The organism is Cellulosimicrobium sp. BMG9.22 (assembly GCF_059159975.1).
In genome coordinates this window covers 102,683-121,563 of sequence record NZ_JBZGBY010000005.1, presented here as the reverse complement: position 1 = coordinate 121,563, position 18,881 = coordinate 102,683, and the positions used below count along the sequence as shown (strand labels likewise).

Below are 18,881 nucleotides of genomic sequence, written 5' to 3'. Positions count from 1 at the left end.
CGCGTGCTCCGGTCGACCGCGCCGTCGGACTGCCGTCGACGACCTGCCCGCTCCCCGCCCGGACCTGAACGAGGATCCTTCGTGCGAATCAAGCTCACGCTGCACCGTCCCGACGCCTCCGCGACCAACGTCGCCGTCACGGCCGACGCGACGGCCACCGTGCGTGACGTGGCCGAGGCGCTCTTCGCGGGCGACCCGACCCGTGCCGGCACCGCGGTCCCGGACCGGCTGACGCTCCAGGTGGGCTCGGCGCCGACGGGTGGCGCCGCGGCGGCCCAGGGCCGGGTGCTGTCGCCCACGAGCGACCTCGTCGAGGCGGGCCTGCGCTCGGGCTCGACCGTGTCGATCGTGCGCGTGTCCGAGCAGTTCGACGCGCCCGGGCAGGACCGCGGGGCGGCGATGGCGGTCCTGCGGGTGCTCGAGGGCCCCGACGCCGGCCGGGAGTTCTCGCTCCCCGTGGGGACGAGCTACCTCGGCCGCGACCGCGACATGGACATCCGCCTCAACGACCCGCAGGTGTCCAAGCGGCACGCGCGCATCACGGTGGGCGAGTCGATCGAGATCACGGACACGAACTCGGCGAACGGGCTCGTCATGGGCGGGCAGCGCATGATGCGCTCGACGCTCACGTCGGCGGACACCGTGACGATCGGCACCACCGTCGTGTCGGTCGTCGCGCTGCACCGCTCCACGAGCCTCGCGCCGACCAGCCCTGTGGTGGAGTTCAACCGCTCGCCGCGCGTCGTCGCCCGGTTCGGTGAGCGCAAGCTCAAGGCCCCGCGGCCGCCGCAGCCGCAGGAGCCGCCGCGCTTCCCGTACCTCGCGATGGTCGCCCCGCTCGTCATGGGCGTGGTCCTGTACTCGGTCACGCGGAACCTGCTGTCGATCGTGTTCATCGGGCTGAGCCCGATCCTCATGCTCGGCAACTACTTCGACCAGAAGATGCAGGCCAAGCGGAAGTTCAAGGCGCAGGTGGAGCAGTTCCGCTCGTCGGCCGCGGCGACGCACGTGACGATCGAGCGGACGCACGCCGTCGAGCGCGCCGTGCGGCTCACGGAGGCGCCGTCGGTCGGGGACACGGTCGCCTCGGTGCGGCGCCTGGGCGGTCTGCTGTGGACGCACCGGCCCGAGCACGAGGCCTTCCTCACCGTCCGGGTCGGCCTCGGGTCGGCACCCGCGCGGACGCAGCTCGAGGCGCCTGCCGAGAACAACACGCTGCCCGAGTTCTGGAACGAGCTCGAGAAGCTCCACGCGGAGTGCGCGACGATCACGGGCGTGCCCGTCGTCGCGCGCCTGCGCACCGACGGCGCGATGGGCATCGCGGGCGCAGGCGCGGCGGCTGACGCCGTCGCGCGCGGCGTGCTCGTCCAGCTTGCCGGGCTGCACTCGCCGGCCGAGCTCGTGCTCGCGGCCGTGACGTCGCAGCGCTCCCGGGCAGACTGGGAGTGGCTCGAGTGGCTTCCCCACACCGGCTCGCCGCACAGCCCTCTCGGCGGCGACCACCTCGCGGACAACCCGGGGGCCGCGCAGTCGCTGCTGTCCCAGCTCGAGGACCTCGTCGAGCTGCGGGGCGCCGACCTCGGCACCCACGCCGAGCTGCGCGGCCCGATCGACCCGGACGACCCGGCGGACACGCCGAAGCCCGTGCTCCCGACCGTCGTCGTCCTCGTCGAGGACGACGCGCCCGTCGACCGCTCGCGTCTCACGCGCCTCGTCGAGCGGGGCGCGGACGCCGGCGTGCACGTCGTCTGGGTCGCCCCGACGGTCGAGCAGCTGCCTGCGGCGTGCCGCACGTTCGTGCTCGTCGACGGTGCCGGGGACGTCGCCGCGGCGGGCCCGGGCGGCGCGCCGGGCAGCGTCGCGGGCGCGACGTCCGGCGAGGTCCGGGTCGGTCGCCTGACCTTCCCCGTGACCTGCGAGACGGTGGACCTCGCGACGGCGCACGAGGTCGCCCGCATCCTCGCGCCCGTCGTCGACGTCGGCGCGCCGGTCGACGACGACTCCGACCTGCCGCGCTCGGTCTCCTACCTCGCGCTCACGGGCACGGCGCTCGCAGACGACCCCTCGATCGTCGTCGACGCCTGGCGCGAGAACGGGTCCCTCACGCCGCGGGACGGGTCGCCGCCCGTGCGTCGCCGGGTCCCGACCAACCTGCGCGGCCTGGTCGGGCACTCGGGCACCGAGCCGCTGTACCTGGACCTGCGCACGCAGGGTCCGCACGCGCTCGTCGGCGGGACGACGGGCGCGGGCAAGTCCGAATTCCTGCAGTCGTGGGTGCTCGGCATGGCCGCGGCGCACAGCCCGGACCGCGTGACGTTCCTCTTCGTCGACTACAAGGGCGGTGCGGCGTTCGCGGACTGCGTGAACCTGCCGCACACCGTGGGCCTCGTGACCGACCTGTCGCCGCACCTCGTGCGCCGCGCTCTCACGTCGCTGCGCGCCGAGCTGCGCTACCGCGAGCACCTGCTCAACCGGAAGAAGGCCAAGGACCTCGCGTCCCTCGAGCGCACGGGGGACCCGGACGCGCCCCCGAGCCTGCTCATCGTCGTCGACGAGTTCGCGGCGCTGGTCAACGAGGTCCCGGAGTTCGTCGACGGCGTCGTGGACGTCGCCCAGCGTGGCCGTTCGCTCGGCCTGCACCTCATCCTCGCGACGCAGCGGCCCGCGGGCGTCATCAAGGACAACCTGCGCGCGAACACGAACCTGCGCGTCGCGCTGCGCATGGCCGACGCGGACGACTCGACCGACATCCTCGGCATCCCCATGGCCGCGCACTTCGACCCGTCGATCCCGGGTCGCGGCGCGGTGAAGACCGGTCCGGGCCGGATCACCCCGTTCCAGACGGGGTACGCGGGCGGGTGGACGACGGCGGAGCCGGAGCGCTCGCGCATCGACGTCCAGGAGATGGCCTTCGGCTCCGACATCCGCTGGGAGCTGCCCGAGCCGGAGGTCGAGGAGCTCACGGATCCCGGCCCGAACGACATCTCCCGCGTCGTCGCGACGATCTCGCGCGCGGCGACGGAGGCGGCCGTCCCGGCGCCGCGCAAGCCGTGGCTGCCCGAGCTCGCGCCGACGTACGACCTCGCGCGCCTGCCCAACCCGCGCACGGACGCGATGCTCCTGCTCGGTGTCGAGGACGACCCGTCGACGCAGACGCAGCCCACGGTGTTCTACGAGCCGGACCGCGACGGCAACATGGCGATCTACGGCACGGGTGGTTCCGGCAAGAGCGCGACCCTGCGCACGATCGCGGTGTCGGCGGCGATCACGGCGCGCGGCGGCCCCGTCCGGGTCTACGCGATCGACTGCGGCGCGAGCGGTCTGCGCATGCTCGAGGACCTGCCCCACGTGGGCGCCGTCATCCCGGGCGACGACGAGGAGCGCGTCCAGCGTGTGCTGCGCACGCTGCGCGACCTCGTGGACGAGCGCTCGGCGCGCTACGCGTCCCTGCGGGCCGGCGACCTCAACGAGTACCGGCGCCTCGCCAACGCCCCGGACGAGCCGCGGATCCTCGTCCTCGTCGACGGCATCGGCGCGTTCCGCGAGGCGTACGAGTTCCGCCCGTCGTACGTGTTCCCCGTGTGGAACGCGTTCACGCAGATCGCGACGGACGGCCGCCAGGTGGGCGTGCACGTCGTCGTCGCGGGCGACCGCGCCGCGTCCGTCCCGACGTCGCTCGGGTCGACCATCCAGAAGCGGCTCGTCCTGCGCCTCGCGAGCGAGGACGACTACATGACGCTGGGCGTCCCGAAGGACGTCCTCACGCTCACGTCGCCCCCGGGGCGCGGCATCCTCGAGGAGAACGAGGTCCAGGTCGCCGTGCTCGGCGGCGACCCGAACGTCGCGCTGCAGTCGCGCGAGCTGGGCCGGCTCCGCGACGCGATGGCCCGCCTCGGCATCCCGCAGGCGCCGGGCGTCGACCGCCTGCCGGACAGCTTCACGCTGGACGCGCTGCCCGAGCTCACGGGCGAGCGGCCCACGATCGGCCTCGACGACCTGGACATCGCTCCCGTCGCCCTGCCGGCGCGCGGCACGTTCATGCTCTCCGGCCCGCCGGGGGGCGGGCGTACGACGGCGCTGGTCACCATCGCCCAGGCCGTGCGCCGGGCGCGCGCGGGCCGGGTCGTCTATCTCGCGCCGCGGCGGACGAGCATCTCGGCGCTCGACGTGTGGGACACGGCGGCCACCTCCCCGGAGGACGCGGTCACACTGATCGAGAACCTCACCCAGGCGCTCGACACCGGCTCGCTGCGGCCCGGCAGCCTCACGGTGCTCGTCGAGTCCGTCACGGAGTTCACGGGCACGCCCGCCGAGCAACCGCTCGCGGCCTTCGTCCGTGCTGCCGTCCGGGCGGAGCAGCTCGTGGTGGGCGAGTCCGAGTCCTCGACGTGGGGGCAGGCCTGGGCGTTGGCGCAACCGTTCAAGGCCGGTCGCACGGGCCTGCTGCTCACCCCCGGAGACGTCGACGGGGAGACGTTGCTCGGCACCGGGTTCGGCCGCATGCGGCGAGCCGACTTCCCGCCGGGACGAGGCTTCCTCGTCGTGTCCGGCAGGCCGCGCAAGATCCATGTCGCGCTTCCCGGCTAGCACCGCGCCGTAGCACGTTCAGACCTCCGGCACGGCGATGGGGAGCCCTCCCCATCGACGTGTCCGGCAGCCGATGGTTGAGTAGGGCCATCGACAACGGACGACGTCCCACGCAGGGTGGGGGTCGAGAAACAGAGGAGTGGAACCATGGCTGGACTTTGGGGCGCGGACGTCGAGCAGCTGCGGGGCCTCGGGACGACGCTGTCGCAGAAGGCGCAGGACATCACGTCGACGATGAACACGCTCGACCAGCAGATCCAGAGCGTCCCGTGGCAGGGCCCGGACGCCGACCAGTTCAAGAACAACGACTGGCCGGCCGCGAAGACCCAGCTCCAGAACGTCTCGCAGACGCTGACGGACGCGGGCACGAAGGCCACGCAGAACGCGCAGGCGCAGGAGCAGACCTCGCAGGCCTGACCTGTTCCGGTCCGCCGAGGGCGCAGGATCCCGCCAGGGGTCCTGCGCCCTCGGCGCGTCCGGGGTTCGGGCCGTCTGCGAGACTGCTCTCCGCACCCCGACGACGCACGCCGACGAGAGGCCCTCCCGCATGATCGACCTGCGCTACCCGAGCGACGACTTCCCGGCCCCCGTCGGGGTACGGCTGACGGCGCCCGAGGGCTGGGTCCCGCTCCCGCACGTCGGCCTCCCGCTCGCCCTCGGACGCGAGGTCGCCGACGGGGAGTTCAACCCCAACGTCATCGTCGTGGTGTCACGGATCCGCGCCGAGCAGTCGCTCGACGACGCGCACGCGGAGGTCCTGCGCAAGCTCAAGCCCCTGCCGCGCCTCAAGGAGCTCGGCAGCGGCGACGTCGACGTGGACGGACTGCCGGGGCGTTGGGTCGAGGCCTCGTTCAAGGGCGGCGGTGGCGTCGTCCTCGTGCAGTCGGTGCGGACGGTCGTCGTGCCGCGCGGTCCCGTCGCGGACCTGGTCCAGACGACGGGCACGTGCACGCTCGTGCAACACCCGTGGGCCGGTGAGGAGATCCGGTCGGTGCAGGGCAGCCTCCGTCTCGACCGCTGAGCGTTACATTCGCCCGCATCACAAGACGCGGTATCCACCAGTCGAGACTGCTGGCACCCTGGAGGTGGAGGAGCGGGCCCGACTGAGGCAACCCTCACTCCAGTCGTACAATCGAGAAGGTCTTCTGCGACCGGTGCCCACCGGTCCGACGACGCGGCCCCGACCGGCGGCCGCGCGGAGACACCCGTCCTCGACCGGAAGGCGCCCTGTCCTGTGAGCAGCATCCGTCCACTGCGCGTCGCGATCGTCGGCGCTGGTCCCGCCGGGATCTACGCCGCGGACATCCTGTCCAAGACCGACCTCGACGTGAGCATCGACCTCTTCGAGCGTCTGCCCGCGCCGTTCGGCCTCGTGCGCTACGGCGTCGCACCCGACCACCCGCGCATCAAGCAGATCATCGTGGCGCTCCACAAGGTGCTGAGCCGCGGGGACATCCGCCTGCTCGCCAACGTGGACTACGGCGTCGACCTCAAGCTCGACGACCTGCGCCAGTACTACGACGCGGTGATCTTCTCCACCGGCTCGATCCGCGACGCGGCGCTGCCGATCGAGGGCATCGACCTCCCGGGCTCCTATGGCGCGGCGGACTTCGTCTCCTGGTACGACGGGCACCCCGACGTCCCTCGCACCTGGCCGCTCGAGGCGCAGCAGGTCGCCGTCCTCGGCGCCGGGAACGTCGCGCTCGACGTGGCGCGCGTGCTCGCGAAGCACGCCGACGACCTGCTGCCGACCGAGGTCCCGCAGAACGTCTACGAGAGCCTCAAGGCGTCGCCCGTCACGGACGTGCACGTCTTCGCGCGCCGCGGCCCGGCACAGGCGAAGTTCTCGCCGCTCGAGCTGCGCGAGCTGGGCCACGTCCCGGACGTGGACGTCATCGTCTACCCCGAGGACTTCGAGTTCGACGAGGGCTCGATGTCCGCGATCAGCTCGTCGAACCAGACGAAGCAGGTCGTCAAGACCCTCACGGACTGGACGCTCAAGGACCCGGCGGAGAACAACGCGTCGCGCCGCCTGCACCTGCACTTCCTGCACGCGCCCGTGGCGGTCCTCGGCGACGGCAAGGTCGAGGCGCTGCGCACCGAGCGCACGCAGCTCAACGGCGACGGCACGGTCTCCGGCACGGGCGAGCTCCACGAGTGGCCCGTGCAGGCCGTGTACCGCGCCGTCGGGTACTTCGGCTCGCCGCTGTCCGAGATCCCGTTCGACGAGCTCAAGGGCGTCATCCCCAACCGCGAGGGTCGCGTCATCGACATCGACGGCGAGCACCTCCCCGGCGTCTACGCGACCGGCTGGATCAAGCGCGGCCCCGTCGGCCTCATCGGGCACACCAAGTCGGACGCGTCCGAGACGATCCGCCACCTCGTGGAGGATGTCACGGGGGCGGGCGACGGCGGCGACGTCGCGACGGCGGACCTCGCGTCCGGCCGCGTCGCCCCGCTGGGCGACCCGGACGCGATCGTGGAGTTCCTCACCGAGCGCGGCGTCGACCACGTCGAGTGGTCCGGCTGGGAGCTGCTCGACGCCTACGAGCGCGCCCTCGGCGAGCCGCACGGTCGCGAGCGCGTCAAGGTCGTCCCGCGCGAGGAGATGATCCGCGTCGCCCGCGGGGAGTCGCAGGTCGGCTGACCTCGCACTGCGCCGGGAACCCCGCCCGCGTACCGCCGACGGCGCCCCGCCCCTCTCCGGGCGGGGCGCCGTCGTCGTCCGGCGGGAACGAGGCGGCGGCCTCGCGCGTTCAGCAGGAGGACGTCGGCACGGCCGACGCCCGGCGGGCGGCCCGGCACCACGGCGGGCCGCCGCGATCGTGGAAGGAGCGCACGTGGGACGACGTCACCACTTCAACGGCCTCAAGACCGCCGCCCTGTTCGGGTTCATGTGGGTCGTCGTGCTCGGCCTCTGGGCCCTCTTCGGCGCCCGGGCCAACCTGCTCTGGGTGTTCGTCGGCCTCGGCCTCGTGACGACGTTCTACGGCTACTGGAACTCCGACAAGATCGCGATCCGCGCGATGCACGCCCGGCCCGTGAGCGAGCTGGAGCAGCCCGCGATGTACCGCATCGTGCGTGAACTCTCGACCGCCGCGCGGCAGCCGATGCCGCGCCTGTACGTCTCGCCCACGCAGGCGCCCAACGCGTTCGCGACCGGCCGCAACCCCAAGAACGCGGCCGTGTGCTGCACCGAGGGGATCCTGCGCCTGCTCGACGAGCGCGAGCTGCGCGGGGTCCTGGGCCACGAGCTCATGCACGTGTACAACCGCGACATCCTCACGTCGTCGGTCGCGGGCGCGCTCGCCGGCGTCATCACGTCGCTCGCCCAGTTCCTCCTGATCTTCGGCGGCGACCGCGACCGCGGCGGCAACCCGCTCGCGGCGATCGCCATGGTCATCCTCGCGCCGATCGCCGCGATGCTCGTCCAGCTCGCGATCTCCCGCACGCGCGAGTACGACGCGGACGAGGACGGGGCTCGGCTCACGGGCGACCCGCTCGCGCTCGCGTCCGCGCTGCGCAAGCTGGAGTCCGGGACGCAGCGGGCTCCGCTGCCCCAGAACCGGGACCTCGTGGACGTGTCGCACCTCATGATCGCCAACCCGTTCCGGGGTGCCGGCGTCGCCAAGATGTTCGCGACCCACCCGCCCATGGCGGAGCGCATCAAGCGGCTCGAGTCGATGGCCGGGCACGGGCCCGGCTACGGCGGCATCACCTACCACTGAGCCGGACGCTGCGTGACCCCTGAGCGTGACCCCTGAGCGTGACGTACCGGTGTGACCGACGGACGTGACCCACCGGCGTGACCCACCGACGTGACCCAGGAGCGTGACGCGCGAGCGTGAGCCACCGGCCACGTGATCCGTCTCACGATGCGGACCTGTCGGCGTCCAGGCGACCTAGCGTGGAGGAGGGCCCGACCACGGGCCCGTCTCCGCGGTCGGAGCCGCGGAGACCCGCGGTGCTCCGACGGAGGTCTCCCCATGCAGTCGAGTCATCGACGTCTCGCGACGAACGTCCTGGTGATCGGAACCGGAGGCGCGGGCCTGCGCGCGTCCATCGAGCTGGCGGAACGGGGCGTCGACGTCCTCGCCGTCGGCAAGCGACGCCGCCACGACGCCCACACGAGCCTCGCGGCGGGTGGCATCAACGCCGCGCTCGCGACGATGGACCCGCAGGACTCGTGGCAGCAGCACGCGGCGGACACGATCACCGAGTCCTACGAGCTCGCCGACCCCGAGGTCGTGCAGGTCGTCACGCAGAACGCCGCGCGGGGGATCGAGGACCTCGAGCGGTGGGGCATGCCGTTCGCGCGTGAGGCCGACGGGCGCATCAGCCAGCGGTTCTTCGGCGCGCACACCTACCGCCGCACGGCCTTCGCCGGCGACTACACGGGCCTGGAGATCCAGCGCACCCTCGTGCGCCGCGCGACCGAGCTGCACGTCCCCGTGCTCGACACGGTCTACGTGACGCGCCTGCTCGTCGCGGGCGGGCGCGTGTTCGGCGCGTACGGCTTCGACGTCACGGACGGCACGCGCGTGACGATCCACGCCGACGCCGTGGTGCTCGCCGCGGGCGGTCACACCCGGATCTGGCGACGGACGTCGTCGCGCCGTGACGAGAACACCGGCGACTCGTGGCGCCTCGCGGTCGAGGCGGGCGCGAGCCTGCGGGACGCCGAGCTCGTCCAGTTCCACCCGTCGGGCATCATCGAGCCCGACGACGCCGCCGGCACGCTCGTCTCCGAGGCGGCGCGCGGCGAGGGCGGAGTCCTGCGCAACGCGCTCGGCGAGCGGTTCATGGAGCGGTACGACCCCGAACGGCTCGAGCTCTCGACGCGCGACCGCGTCGCGCTCGCCAACTTCACGGAGATCGCCGAGGGCCGCGGCACGGCCAAGGGCGGCGTGTACCTGGACGTCTCCCACCTGCCGCGCGAGCAGGTGCTCGAACGGCTCCCGCGCGTCTACCGCATGATGCTCGACCTGCAGATGCTCGACATCACGACGACACCCATGGAGGTCGCCCCGACCGCGCACTACTCGATGGGCGGGGTGCGTGTCGACGCCGCGGACCACGCGACCGACGTCGAGGGGCTCTACGTCATCGGCGAGGCGGCGAGCGGCCTGCACGGCGCGAACCGGCTGGGCGGCAACTCGCTCATCGAGCTGCTCGTCTACGGGCGCATCACCGGTGCGGCCGCCGCGGACTTCGCGATCGGGTCCGACGCCCCGCGCCGGGATCGCGACGCCGTCGCCGGGGCTGCGCACGAGGTGGACCTCGCGCTCGGCCTGGGCACCGCCGTCGGCGCGGAGCCGGTCGCCCAGGAGAACGCGCGCCGCCTGCAGCGGGCCGTGCGCGACGTCATGACCGAGCACGCGGGCGTCGTCCGGTCCGCGGACGGGCTCACCGAGGGGCTACGGCGCCTGGGGGAGGTCGAGGACCGGGCGCGGGCCGTCGTCGCGCACCCGGACATCGCCGGGTACGACGACCTCGCGCACGTGTTCGACCTCTTGGGGTCGTTGCTCGCGGCGCGTGCGACGCTCGAGTCCGCGCTCGCGCGGCGCGAGACGCGTGGGTGCCACAACCGCTCCGACTTCCCCGCGACGGACCCGGCGCTGCGCGCCAACCTCGTGTGGTCGCCGGGCCCAGGCGTCACCGCGGAGGAGATCCCGCCCGTGCCGAGCCAGATCGCGTCACTGATGCGTCGGGACGACTCCGTGGTGGGCAAGCTCGTCGAGTAGGGCGCGCGCGACGCCGTCGTCGTCGTTCGCCGCGGTGACGTCCGTCGCCGCGGCGAGCACGTCGGGGTGCGCGTTCGCGACCGCGAACGAGCGCCCGGCCCAGCGCAGCATGGGCAGGTCGTTGGGCATGTCGCCGAACGCCCAGACGTCGCGCGCGTCGACCCCGAGCCGCGCGCACCAGCGCGCGAGCGCAGCGTCCTTGGTGACCGTGGGCGCCAGCAGCTCCGCGAGGCCGGCGGCCCCGGAGTACGCGAGATGGGCGCGGTCGCGGACGACGTCGCGCACCCGCGCGAAGAACGTCTCCTGCGCCGCCGTCTGGCCGTCCGCGACGACCACGGGCCGCGTCGCGGGGGCGTCCTCGACCGGCGTGCGTGCGTCGCGCGCGAGGATCTTGCCCACGGGTGCCCGCCCCGGGCCCAGCGTCGACTCGACCGGCGCGACGACGTCCGGTGAGCCCTTGGCCGCGGCGTCGTCCGCCGTGGAGCGGAACCCGTGGTCGAACGTCGGTCCGTCGACGCGCTCGAACGCGAGCGCGACGCCCGGCACCGCCGCTCGTAGGTCGGCGACGAGCGCCGCAGCCTCGTCCGCCGTGAACCCGCACACGTCGAGCGGGCTCGCGCTGGCCAGGTCCCAGACCGCCGCCCCGCCGAGGCAGATGACGTGCCCGTGCCCGCCGACGACGTCGGCGAGCACGTCGAGCCAGCGCGGCGGCCGGGCCGTGACGAACACGACCTCGACGCCCGCCTCCTCGGCGGCCAGCAGAGCGGACCGCGTCCGCGACGACACGGTGCCGTCCGAGCGCAGGAGCGTGCCGTCGAGGTCCGTCGCGACGACGCGCGGGAGAGTCACCGGTCGTTCGTCGATCGGGGTGCGGGCATGCGGGAGAGTCTATCGACGGCAACCGGGGGAGAAGGTCGGAGCCCCGATATCACGGGAGCTTCGGCGCCTCCGTCCAGGCTCTCGACAGAAATCAGATAGTCAGAGACACTCTGATCATGCGAACGATCACCGCGACCTCGGCGTCACGAGGATTCTCCGACCTGCTCGACGCCGTCGAGCACGGCGACACAGTGACCATCACGCGCGGCGGGCATGCGATCGCTGAGCTTCGCCCGGTGCGGCGGCACACCGTCGGCGCGCTGCGTGCGAGCCTGGCCAACGCTCCTGCCCTCGACGAGGGCTTCGAGCGTGATGTGACAGCCGCCCTCGCGATGGTCGACGACGAGATCTCGGACCCATGGGCCGACTCCTGATCGTCGACACCAACGTGCTGATCGCGATCGAGCGCGGCATGGACGACGCGATCCGAGGACTCCGGGACGACGACGAGATCGCCATCGCGGCGGTGACCCGTGCCGAGCTTCTCGTCGGTGTCGAGCTGGCCGGGGATCCGACGGTCGCGGCCACGCGAGAACAGGCGGTCCGGACGATCCTCGGCGCGGTGGACACGCTCGACTACACGCCTCGCACCGCCGACCACCACGCGCGCCTGCTGGCGCACGTCCGGCACGCCGGGACGCCCCGGGGTGCTCACGACCTGATCATCGCCGCGCACGCCGCCGAGAGCCGACGCCTGATCCACAGCCGTGACGCCGGCGCACGCTTCGGCGATCTTCCTGGTGTCAGGACGACGTGACACTCCTGCACGTACACGGCCCTGGGATCTACCGGTAGTTGGTGAACTGCAACGCGACGTCGAGGTCGGCGGCCTTGAGCAAGGCGATGACGGTCTGCAGGTCGTCGCGCGACTTGCTCGTCACGCGCACCTCGTCACCGGTGATCTGAGTCTTGACGGCCTTGGGCGCCTCGTCGCGGATGATCTTCGTGATCTTCTTGGCGTTCTCGCTCGACAGGCCCTCCTTGAGGGTCGCCGCGAGGCGGTACTCCTTGCCCGACGCCTGGGGCTCCTTGTCGCCCGTGTCGAGGGACTTGAGGGAGATGCCGCGCTTGACGAGCTTGGTCTCGAGCACGTCGAGGATCGCGAGGACGCGCTCTGCCGAGTTCGCGACCATGAGGATGCTCTCGCCGCTCCAGGCGATCGACGCGCCGATGTTGCGGAAGTCGTAGCGCTGGGCGACCTCCTTGGCGGCCTGGTTCAGCGCGTTGTCGACCTCCTGGCGGTCGACCTTGCTGACGATGTCGAACGAGGAGTCGGCCATGGGTGGTCCTCTCTCGGGCCGGGAACGGGTGCTGGGTCCACCGTAGTCGAGCGCGCTCAGGTGCGGGTCGCGAGCCGTGTCGCGCGTGCCGCTCGCAGCCCGTCGACCGAGAGCACGACGAGGGCGAGCCACACGAGCCCGAAGCCCGCCCAGCGCGTCGGCGACATGTGCTCGTGGAAGACGAGCAGCCCGAAGAGGAACTGCAGGGCCGGGCCGAGGTACTGCAGGAGCCCGACGACGCTCAGGGGCAGCCGTCGTGCCGCGCCGCTGAACAGCAGCAGCGGGAGCGCGGTGACGATCCCCGCGGACGCGAGCAGCAGGGCGTGCCCGACCCCTTCCGTGCCGAACGTGCCGGCACCCGTCGCTCCGAGCCAGACGAGGTAGCCGAGCGCGAGGGGTGCGAGCACGGCGGTCTCGACCGCGAGGCCCGGGAGCGCCTCGACCGTGCGCCCGACGCGGTTCTTCACGAGTCCGTAGAGGCCGAACGACGCCGCGAGCACGAGCGCGATCCAGGGCAGCCCGCCCGCGCCCGTGCTGATGACGACGACGGCCGCCGCGCCGATGCCGACGGCCACCCACTGAGCGACCCGCAGACGCTCACGCAGCACGGTGACCGCGAGCAGGACCGTGACGAGCGGGTTGATGAAGTAGCCGAGCGCCGCGTCGAGCACGTGACCGGAGAGGACGCCGTACACGTAGACGGTCCAGTTGGTCACGATGAGGACGGCGGCGACCGCGAGGACGCCGAGGGTGCGCGGGGTGCGAAGCGCCGTCGTGAAGCCGCGGATCTGGCGCGTCGCGGCGAGCAGCAGGAGGCAGAAGAGCAGGCTCCAGACGACGCGGTGCGCGATGATCTCGAGCGGTCTCGCCGGCTCGAGCAGCGGGAAGTAGAGGGGCATGGCGCCCCACAGGAAGAACGCGCCGGTGCCGAGCAGCAGGCCCCAGCGGTCGTTCGGGGTGGCGGCGGCTCTCGCGGTCGGCGAGGCCGACGGGGTGCCGGCGGGATCGGGTGTCCCGGTGCCGGAGGGGTGGTCCGGCGCGGGGGAGGGGTGGGTCACCGCACCACTGTACGGAGGGCCGGGGACCCACCGACCGGCGCGGACCGGCGCCGACCGATGCCGATTTCGCACCCGGCCCGGGTGGGCTGTATCGTTGGCTCGCCCGCGTGGCCCACCCCGCACGATGTGCAGGGTCGATCGCGCGTGACAACTCCACACGGCAGGTTGCCCGAGCGGCCAAAGGGATCTGACTGTAAATCAGACGGCTCAGCCTTCGGGGGTTCGAATCCCTCACCTGCCACCGGAGCGACGGGGCGTCATCCTGCAGGGTGACGCCCCGTCGTCGCGCAGGGGTCGTGCTCGCGCCGGACGGCGTGGGTGCCCTCGGGGGGTGTCGTTCCAGGCACTTGCGGATGCCGGGAACGGCGGAACGGTGCCGATTTCGTCGGCGGCCAGAGTCCGTGTAGAGTTTTCCGCGCTGCCCCGATAGCTCAGTCGGCAGAGCGTCTCCATGGTAAGGAGAAGGTCAAGGGTTCGATTCCCTTTCGGGGCTCTGTGATGACGCGGGGTCGTCTCGCTGGAATACTGGCGGGACGGCCTCGCGTTCGGTCACGCGGCGGGGTAGCTCAGATGGTTAGAGCGCACGACTCATAATCGTGAGGTCGCGGGTTCGATCCCCGCCTCCGCTACCACTTTCGACAACCTCGCACGGCGGCCGCCGTGCGACCTGCACAGCACATGCGCCCTCCGGAGGCGCGAGAGGTGGCTCACTACCGTGGCAAGCAAGAGCGCTGACGTTCGCCCCAAGATCACGCTGGCCTGCGTGGACTGCAAGGAGCGCAACTACATCACGAAGAAGAACCGTCGCAACGACCCGGACCGCCTGGAGCTCGCGAAGTTCTGCCCGCGCTGCGGCAAGCACACCGCGCACCGCGAGACCCGCTGACCCAGCGGTCCACCCACCGACGACCCGTGGCGATCAACGCCGGCTTCGCCGGCCGTGAGTACCCCGCGAACGCGCCGTACTCCGTCGGGCGCGAGAAGCTGCGCGAGTTCGCCGCCGCTGTCGGTTCCACGCACCCCGTGCACCACGACCTCGTGGCGGCGCGGGGTGTCGGCTACCCGGACCTGGTCGCACCCCCGACCTTCGCGGTCGTCGTCGCGCAGCGCGCCGAGGCGCAGCTCATCGAGGACCCCGAGGCGGGCATCGACTTCTCGCGTGTCGTCCACGCCGACGAGCGCTTCGTGCACCACCGGCCGATCGTCGCCGGCGACGATCTCGTGACCGTGCTGCACGTGGACTCGATCGTCGAGCGCGCCGGGCTCGCGATGGTCACCACGCGCTGCGAGATCGCCGCGGTCCTGCCCGACGGCGACAGCGAGCCGGTCGCGACCGTCACCTCCACCCTCGCCGTCCGCGGGGAGGACGCATGAGCGCCGAGACTCAGGGCGGCGCGACGCACCAGCGGCCCGTGCTCGCCGACCTGAGCGTCGGTGACCTGATCGGCACGCGCACGGTCGACGTCGACCGTGCACGACTCGTCCGGTACGCGGGCGCGAGCGGCGACTTCAACCCCATCCACTGGAACGACACCTTCGCGGCCGAGGTCGGCCTGCCCGGCGTCATCGCGCACGGCATGTTCACCATGGGCGCCGCCGTCGCGCTCGTCGAGGACTGGGCCGGGGACCCCGGCGCCGTCGTGGACTACCAGACGCGCTTCACACGCCCCGTGCCCGTGCCGAACCCGGGCGTCGCGACGCTCGAGGTCACCGGGACGGTGGGGGCGCTCGACGCCGACGCCGGCGCGGTCCGCGTCGACCTCCTGGTCACGTTCGAGGGCTCGCGGGTGCTCGGCAAGACGCAGGCGCTCGTCCGCCTCTGACCCGCGGTCGCCCCGGGCGACCCCGTGCTCCTGACGCCACGAGGGCGCCGCACCCGGCCGGGTGCGGCGCCCTCGTCGTCTCGCGGGAGTTCAGCAGGTCTCCCAGCAGTCGGCGCCCCCGTCGTGAGGCGGCGCGTCGACTGCTCCTTCGTCGAGGTACGTCGTGCGTTCCACGACGTACGTGGGCGTCCCGAAGTCTCCGTCGTCCGGCTCCTGGGTCGCGTCGGAGGCCGTGGGCTCGGCGTCGGGCACGGGCGTGCCGAGGTCGTACTCCATGGTGACCTCGAGCAGGCGGTGTGCGGTGGTGTCGTAGACGAGGCGCACGATCCTGTTGCTCTGCTCCTCGCCGGTCCACTCGACGCCTTCGCCGGTGCGTCCCTTCGCGTCCTGGACGGGGCCCAGGGCGGTGCTGCCCGACAAGTTCGTCATCGTCGCCCAGAGCCCGTCGCGGACGGCGGGCGTGGTGGGGCGGTTGTGCAGGAGGTTCCACGTCGTCTGGGCGAGCGCGTCCTCGTTCACCGACCCGATCTGTGCCTCGACGCTCTCGCGCAGGAGCCTGTCCAGCTCCGCGGGTCCCGTCGGGAGCGCGGCGAGCTCGTCCCAGCTGAGCGGCACGAACTCCCCGGCGATGACGAGCGAGCCGAAGGTCGAGCCGGGCGACGGCTCGAGGCCCTCGGTGCCCTCGAAGGCCCGGTACGAGTCGCCCTCGGGGTCGCGCGCGGTCCAGTAGGTGACGCCCTGCGAACTCTCCTGGACCTGGCCGTCCGCGCCCGTCTTTGTCGTATGGGTCATGGTCCGTACGCGCCAGTACTGTCCGGCGTCCGGGACGTCGTCTGCCAGGGTCGGGACGGGCTCCGGGGCCGGCGTGATGCCGCTCGCCGGGACGACCTCGGACGGTTGGGTGGGGGTGGGCTCCGTCCACAAGGAGACCGCTCCGGCCCCGCCGGTGACGAGGACCAGTGCGCACGCGCCCGTGACGAGGAGGCGCCGCCGTCCACGGCGACGGCGGGCCGTCGGGAGCACTCGATCGGTGTCGACGTCGATGCGGGGTGCGACGGCGTCGACCTGCTCGCGCAGCACGCGGACGAACGTCTCGTCGTCGGTCGGAAGGGTGCCGGTCATGACTGCCTCCTGTCGGTCCGGGCGTGCGTGGGTTGGTACGGACCTCGTGCGGCCGTCGGTGCGTCGGCCCGCGTGCGGACGGCGTCCGCCGCACCGAGGACCGAGCGAAGCTGCGCGAGCCCGCGCGAGGCCGTGGACTTCACGGTGCCGACGGAGACGCCGAGGTCGTCGGCGACCTCCCTCTCGCTGAGCCCGACGAGGTGGCGCAGGACGACGATCCGACGTTGGCGCGCCGTGAGGGTCGCGAGCGCGCGGACGAGGACGTCCCGCTCGGCGTGCCGGTCGGCGCCGCCGTCGCTGGTGGTCTCGGGGAGGTCGGGAGGAGCGACCAGCACCTCGCGTCGTCGCCGTCGCCACGTGTCGACCCGAAGATTGGCGAGCGTGCGTCGGGCGTAGGCGTACGGGTCCCGCTCGCGGGCCGTGCGCCAGTGCAGGTAGGTGCGGGTGAGCGCCTGCTGGACGAGCTCGTCGGCCAGGTGCTCGTCCCCGCACAGGAGCCACGCGGTGCGTGCCAGACGCGGGGCCGCCCCGGTCATGAAGTCGGCGAACTCCTGCTCGTGCGACGTGACGACGCGCACCATGGTGAGCAGGTCGTCGGGTGGTTCCCTCCCGTCCGGGTCGTCGGCGGCGGAAAGGGCGATCGCATTCACGCTCATGACTGTCACACGCACGGGCCCACCGGAAGGTTGAGTCTCGGCCGCCGCGTCCAGCCGCCGCGCATGCGGGCGCCACCCTTCCCGGGGCGACCCGCGCCGTCGGGCAGGGGGCGAGTGGCGCGGCGCGCACCCGCGCGCTCGACTGGGCCGACGACGCGCTCGCGGCGCGCGACGTCGCGGGCGACGGGGTGTCCCAGCTCCCCGCCGGGGTCGTCGAGGGCGTGACGTTCTCGAGCGCGAGCCTGACGTCGGCGGCGCAGTACGACGGGCTGCCCGTCCACCCCCAGGGCGTGTGGCTCGAGGGCACCGCCCAGCTCGCCGCGGGTGCGAGCGTGACGACGACCGCGACCGCGCCGAGGGCCTGCTGCGGGAGGTGCAGGGGGCACAGGAGTCGGTCGGCGCGGGACAGACGCTCGGGGGCGTGCCGCTGGCCGAGCGCGGGGGCGTGGTCGCGGCGTCGAGCCTCGTCGACTCGGGCTTCGGGTTCGGCTACTTCCAGGTCCAGCACGTCGGCGCGACGTCGTGGTACCTCATGGCGGCAGCGCGCGCGAACCCGCTGCAGCCGCGTCGGATCGGCTGATCGTCAGGTGGTGGGGACGGGTCCGGTGGTCGTCCCCACCACCAGCTCGACGTCGAGCTCGACGGTCGTCGGCTCCTCGCCCGCGAGCTGGCGGATCACGGCGCGGCCGAGCTCCGCGCCCTTGCGCGCGAGCGGCTGGTGCACGGTCGTGAGGACGTCGGGGGCGAGCCACGGCAGGTCGAGGCCGTCGAACCCGGCGACCGAGACGTCGTCGGGCACGCGCAGGCCGAGCTCGCGGGCACCGAGCAGCGCGCCGGCGGCGAGAAGGTCCGAGTGGGCGATGATCGCCGTCGGGCGCGTGGCGGGGTCCGCAGGCTCGGTGGCGCCGTCGGGACCGGGCCGGCCGAGCAGGGCGAGGGTCGCGGAGCGACCGTGCTCGACGAGCGAGGCCTCGGTCTCCCAGCTCGCGACGGGCTCGACGACGTCGCGCACGCCCGCGAGGCGGTTGGCCGTGGGCGTGCGGTCGACCTCGGCGAGCCGTGCCGCCTCGATCGGCCCGCTGCGGTCGGAGTTGTCGAAGGGGAGCGACACCTCGGCGACGCGCGTGTGGCCGAGGTCCACCAGGTGTCGCACCACGTCGGCGGTGCCCGCGCGGTCGCGGATCGCGACGAGCGGCGCACCCTCGACCGCGCGACCCTCGCCGATGACCACGGGCACGCCGCGACGCTGGAGCGCGGCGAGCGTCGCGTCGTGGGAGCCGACGCCCCACACGAGCACCGCGACGTCCATCGCGGCGCTCTCCACGAGCGGGTCGACGGCGCGCGCGGGGTCGTCGGACGGGATGCCGGGGATGAGCAGCACGCCGAGCCCGTTCTCGCCGAGGGTCGAGACGAGCCCGTCGAGCACCTGCACGGCCACGGGGTCGCGGAACGCGCGGCGGAGCTGGTCGCCGACGACCACCCCGACGACGCCCGACCGGCCGGAGCGGAGCTGGCGTCCGAGCGGGTTGGGGCCGGTGTACCCGAGCTGCTTCGCGGCGTCGTGGACACGGGCACGGGTCTCGGGCGTGATCGGGCCGGCCCCGGAGAAGGCGAGGGACGCGGTCGAGACGGACACGCCGGCGAGCTCGGCGACCTTGGCGAGCGTCGGACGGTGGGCCGGTGCACCGGTCGAGGTGTCCCGGCTCCCTGGGGTGTCGCTCATCACGCTCCC

The 18,881-nt window shown here is 73.0% G+C and carries 18 protein-coding genes and 3 tRNA genes; 15 read left to right on the top strand and 6 right to left on the bottom strand.

Annotated features, from left to right (window positions below; genetic code table 11):
- Positions 1–81 precede the first annotated feature (81 nt).
- From AC4H2H_RS05910 to AC4H2H_RS05885, 6 genes are all read left to right on the top strand, one after another.
- Positions 82–4,587: a type VII secretion EssC family protein gene (locus AC4H2H_RS05910; protein WP_494369867.1), complete on the top strand. Its 4,506-nt coding sequence runs from the start codon at positions 82–84 to the stop codon at positions 4,585–4,587.
- Positions 4,588–4,734: 147 nt separating this feature from the next.
- On the top strand, positions 4,735–5,004 hold the full coding sequence (locus AC4H2H_RS05905; protein WP_494369866.1) for a hypothetical protein: 270 nt from the start codon (positions 4,735–4,737) through the stop codon (positions 5,002–5,004).
- Positions 5,005–5,134: 130 nt separating this feature from the next.
- Positions 5,135–5,608, top strand: a complete 474-nt coding sequence (locus tag AC4H2H_RS05900) for an LpqN/LpqT family lipoprotein (RefSeq protein WP_494369865.1) — start codon at positions 5,135–5,137, stop codon at positions 5,606–5,608.
- Positions 5,609–5,821: 213 nt separating this feature from the next.
- Positions 5,822–7,234, top strand: a complete 1,413-nt coding sequence (locus AC4H2H_RS05895) for an FAD-dependent oxidoreductase (protein ID WP_494369864.1) — start codon at positions 5,822–5,824, stop codon at positions 7,232–7,234.
- A gap of 193 nt (positions 7,235–7,427) precedes the next feature.
- Positions 7,428–8,315 (top strand): zinc metalloprotease HtpX, encoded by an 888-nt coding sequence (htpX, locus tag AC4H2H_RS05890; protein WP_494369863.1) that lies wholly within the window; start codon positions 7,428–7,430, stop codon positions 8,313–8,315.
- A gap of 258 nt (positions 8,316–8,573) precedes the next feature.
- On the top strand, positions 8,574–10,331 hold the full coding sequence (locus AC4H2H_RS05885; protein ID WP_494369862.1) for an L-aspartate oxidase: 1,758 nt from the start codon (positions 8,574–8,576) through the stop codon (positions 10,329–10,331).
- Here AC4H2H_RS05885 and AC4H2H_RS05880 read toward each other — a convergent pair.
- A complete protein-coding gene (locus AC4H2H_RS05880) occupies positions 10,284–11,180 on the bottom strand; it encodes an HAD family hydrolase (protein WP_494369861.1) in 897 nt (298 codons plus the stop codon). The two genes, AC4H2H_RS05885 and AC4H2H_RS05880, sit on opposite strands and share 48 nt — an antisense overlap.
- Positions 11,181–11,326: 146 nt before the next feature.
- Between AC4H2H_RS05880 and AC4H2H_RS05875 the strand changes: the two genes are divergently transcribed.
- Positions 11,327–11,584 (top strand): type II toxin-antitoxin system Phd/YefM family antitoxin, encoded by a 258-nt coding sequence (locus AC4H2H_RS05875; RefSeq protein WP_494369860.1) that lies wholly within the window; start codon positions 11,327–11,329, stop codon positions 11,582–11,584.
- Positions 11,569–11,967, top strand: a complete 399-nt coding sequence (locus AC4H2H_RS05870) for a PIN domain-containing protein (protein WP_494369859.1) — start codon at positions 11,569–11,571, stop codon at positions 11,965–11,967. The genes AC4H2H_RS05875 and AC4H2H_RS05870 overlap by 16 nt, the downstream gene beginning before the upstream one ends.
- Before the next feature lie 28 nt (positions 11,968–11,995).
- Here AC4H2H_RS05870 and AC4H2H_RS05865 read toward each other — a convergent pair whose 3' ends face one another.
- Together AC4H2H_RS05865 and rarD are read right to left on the bottom strand one after the other, a co-directional pair.
- Positions 11,996–12,490, bottom strand: a complete 495-nt coding sequence (locus tag AC4H2H_RS05865) for a YajQ family cyclic di-GMP-binding protein (RefSeq protein WP_494369858.1) — start codon at positions 12,488–12,490, stop codon at positions 11,996–11,998.
- A 56-nt stretch (positions 12,491–12,546) separates the two neighbouring features.
- Positions 12,547–13,548: an EamA family transporter RarD gene (gene rarD, locus AC4H2H_RS05860; RefSeq protein ID WP_494369857.1), complete on the bottom strand. Its 1,002-nt coding sequence runs from the start codon at positions 13,546–13,548 to the stop codon at positions 12,547–12,549.
- 159 nt (positions 13,549–13,707) lie between these two features.
- Here rarD and AC4H2H_RS05855 point away from each other — a divergent pair.
- The 6 genes from AC4H2H_RS05855 to AC4H2H_RS05830 all read left to right on the top strand — a co-directional run bounded on the left by AC4H2H_RS05855 (position 13,708) and on the right by AC4H2H_RS05830 (position 15,371).
- A tRNA-Tyr gene (locus AC4H2H_RS05855) sits at positions 13,708–13,789 on the top strand.
- A 179-nt stretch (positions 13,790–13,968) separates the two neighbouring features.
- A tRNA-Thr gene (locus AC4H2H_RS05850) sits at positions 13,969–14,041 on the top strand.
- A gap of 62 nt (positions 14,042–14,103) precedes the next feature.
- Positions 14,104–14,180 (top strand) — tRNA-Met (locus AC4H2H_RS05845).
- 83 nt (positions 14,181–14,263) lie between these two features.
- Complete coding sequence (gene rpmG / locus AC4H2H_RS05840) at positions 14,264–14,434, top strand: 50S ribosomal protein L33 (protein ID WP_021482899.1); 171 nt, start codon at positions 14,264–14,266, stop codon at positions 14,432–14,434.
- Positions 14,435–14,460: 26 nt separating this feature from the next.
- Positions 14,461–14,922, top strand: coding sequence for an FAS1-like dehydratase domain-containing protein (locus AC4H2H_RS05835; protein ID WP_494369856.1), 462 nt, complete (start codon positions 14,461–14,463; stop codon positions 14,920–14,922).
- Positions 14,919–15,371 (top strand): MaoC family dehydratase, encoded by a 453-nt coding sequence (locus AC4H2H_RS05830; protein ID WP_494369855.1) that lies wholly within the window; start codon positions 14,919–14,921, stop codon positions 15,369–15,371. Before AC4H2H_RS05835 ends, AC4H2H_RS05830 begins: the two co-directional genes overlap by 4 nt.
- A 90-nt stretch (positions 15,372–15,461) precedes the next feature.
- Here the strand turns inward: AC4H2H_RS05830 and AC4H2H_RS05825 are convergent, their stop codons facing one another.
- Positions 15,462–16,493 (bottom strand): hypothetical protein, encoded by a 1,032-nt coding sequence (locus AC4H2H_RS05825; RefSeq protein ID WP_494369854.1) that lies wholly within the window; start codon positions 16,491–16,493, stop codon positions 15,462–15,464.
- The gene (locus AC4H2H_RS05820; RefSeq protein WP_494369853.1) at positions 16,490–17,143 is read right to left on the bottom strand and encodes a SigE family RNA polymerase sigma factor; all 654 of its coding nucleotides are present in this window, start codon (positions 17,141–17,143) and stop codon (positions 16,490–16,492) included. The genes AC4H2H_RS05825 and AC4H2H_RS05820 overlap by 4 nt, the downstream gene beginning before the upstream one ends.
- Before the next feature lie 298 nt (positions 17,144–17,441).
- On the opposite strand from AC4H2H_RS05820, the gene AC4H2H_RS05815 reads away from it, so the two are divergent.
- Positions 17,442–17,729, top strand: coding sequence for a hypothetical protein (locus tag AC4H2H_RS05815; RefSeq protein ID WP_494369852.1), 288 nt, complete (start codon positions 17,442–17,444; stop codon positions 17,727–17,729).
- A 3-nt stretch (positions 17,730–17,732) separates the two neighbouring features.
- Here the strand turns inward: AC4H2H_RS05815 and AC4H2H_RS05810 are convergent, their stop codons facing one another.
- Complete coding sequence (locus AC4H2H_RS05810) at positions 17,733–18,872, bottom strand: LacI family DNA-binding transcriptional regulator (RefSeq protein WP_494369851.1); 1,140 nt, start codon at positions 18,870–18,872, stop codon at positions 17,733–17,735.
- Between the last annotated feature and the right edge of the window lie 9 nt (positions 18,873–18,881).

Excerpts from the sequence above, each read along its gene's own strand:
- AC4H2H_RS05875 (WP_494369860.1), top strand. The coding sequence starts at position 11,327 with ATGCGAACGATCACCGCGACCTCGGCGTCACGAGGATTCTCCGACCTG.
- AC4H2H_RS05810 (WP_494369851.1), bottom strand. The coding sequence starts at position 18,872 with ATGAGCGACACCCCAGGGAGCCGGGACACCTCGACCGGTGCACCGGCC.
- AC4H2H_RS05870 (WP_494369859.1), top strand. The coding sequence starts at position 11,569 with ATGGGCCGACTCCTGATCGTCGACACCAACGTGCTGATCGCGATCGAG.
- AC4H2H_RS05905 (WP_494369866.1), top strand. The coding sequence starts at position 4,735 with ATGGCTGGACTTTGGGGCGCGGACGTCGAGCAGCTGCGGGGCCTCGGG.
- AC4H2H_RS05830 (WP_494369855.1), top strand. The coding sequence starts at position 14,919 with ATGAGCGCCGAGACTCAGGGCGGCGCGACGCACCAGCGGCCCGTGCTC.
- AC4H2H_RS05885 (WP_494369862.1), top strand. The coding sequence starts at position 8,574 with ATGCAGTCGAGTCATCGACGTCTCGCGACGAACGTCCTGGTGATCGGA.
- AC4H2H_RS05900 (WP_494369865.1), top strand. The coding sequence starts at position 5,135 with ATGATCGACCTGCGCTACCCGAGCGACGACTTCCCGGCCCCCGTCGGG.
- AC4H2H_RS05825 (WP_494369854.1), bottom strand. The coding sequence starts at position 16,493 with ATGACCGGCACCCTTCCGACCGACGACGAGACGTTCGTCCGCGTGCTG.
- AC4H2H_RS05865 (WP_494369858.1), bottom strand. The coding sequence starts at position 12,490 with ATGGCCGACTCCTCGTTCGACATCGTCAGCAAGGTCGACCGCCAGGAG.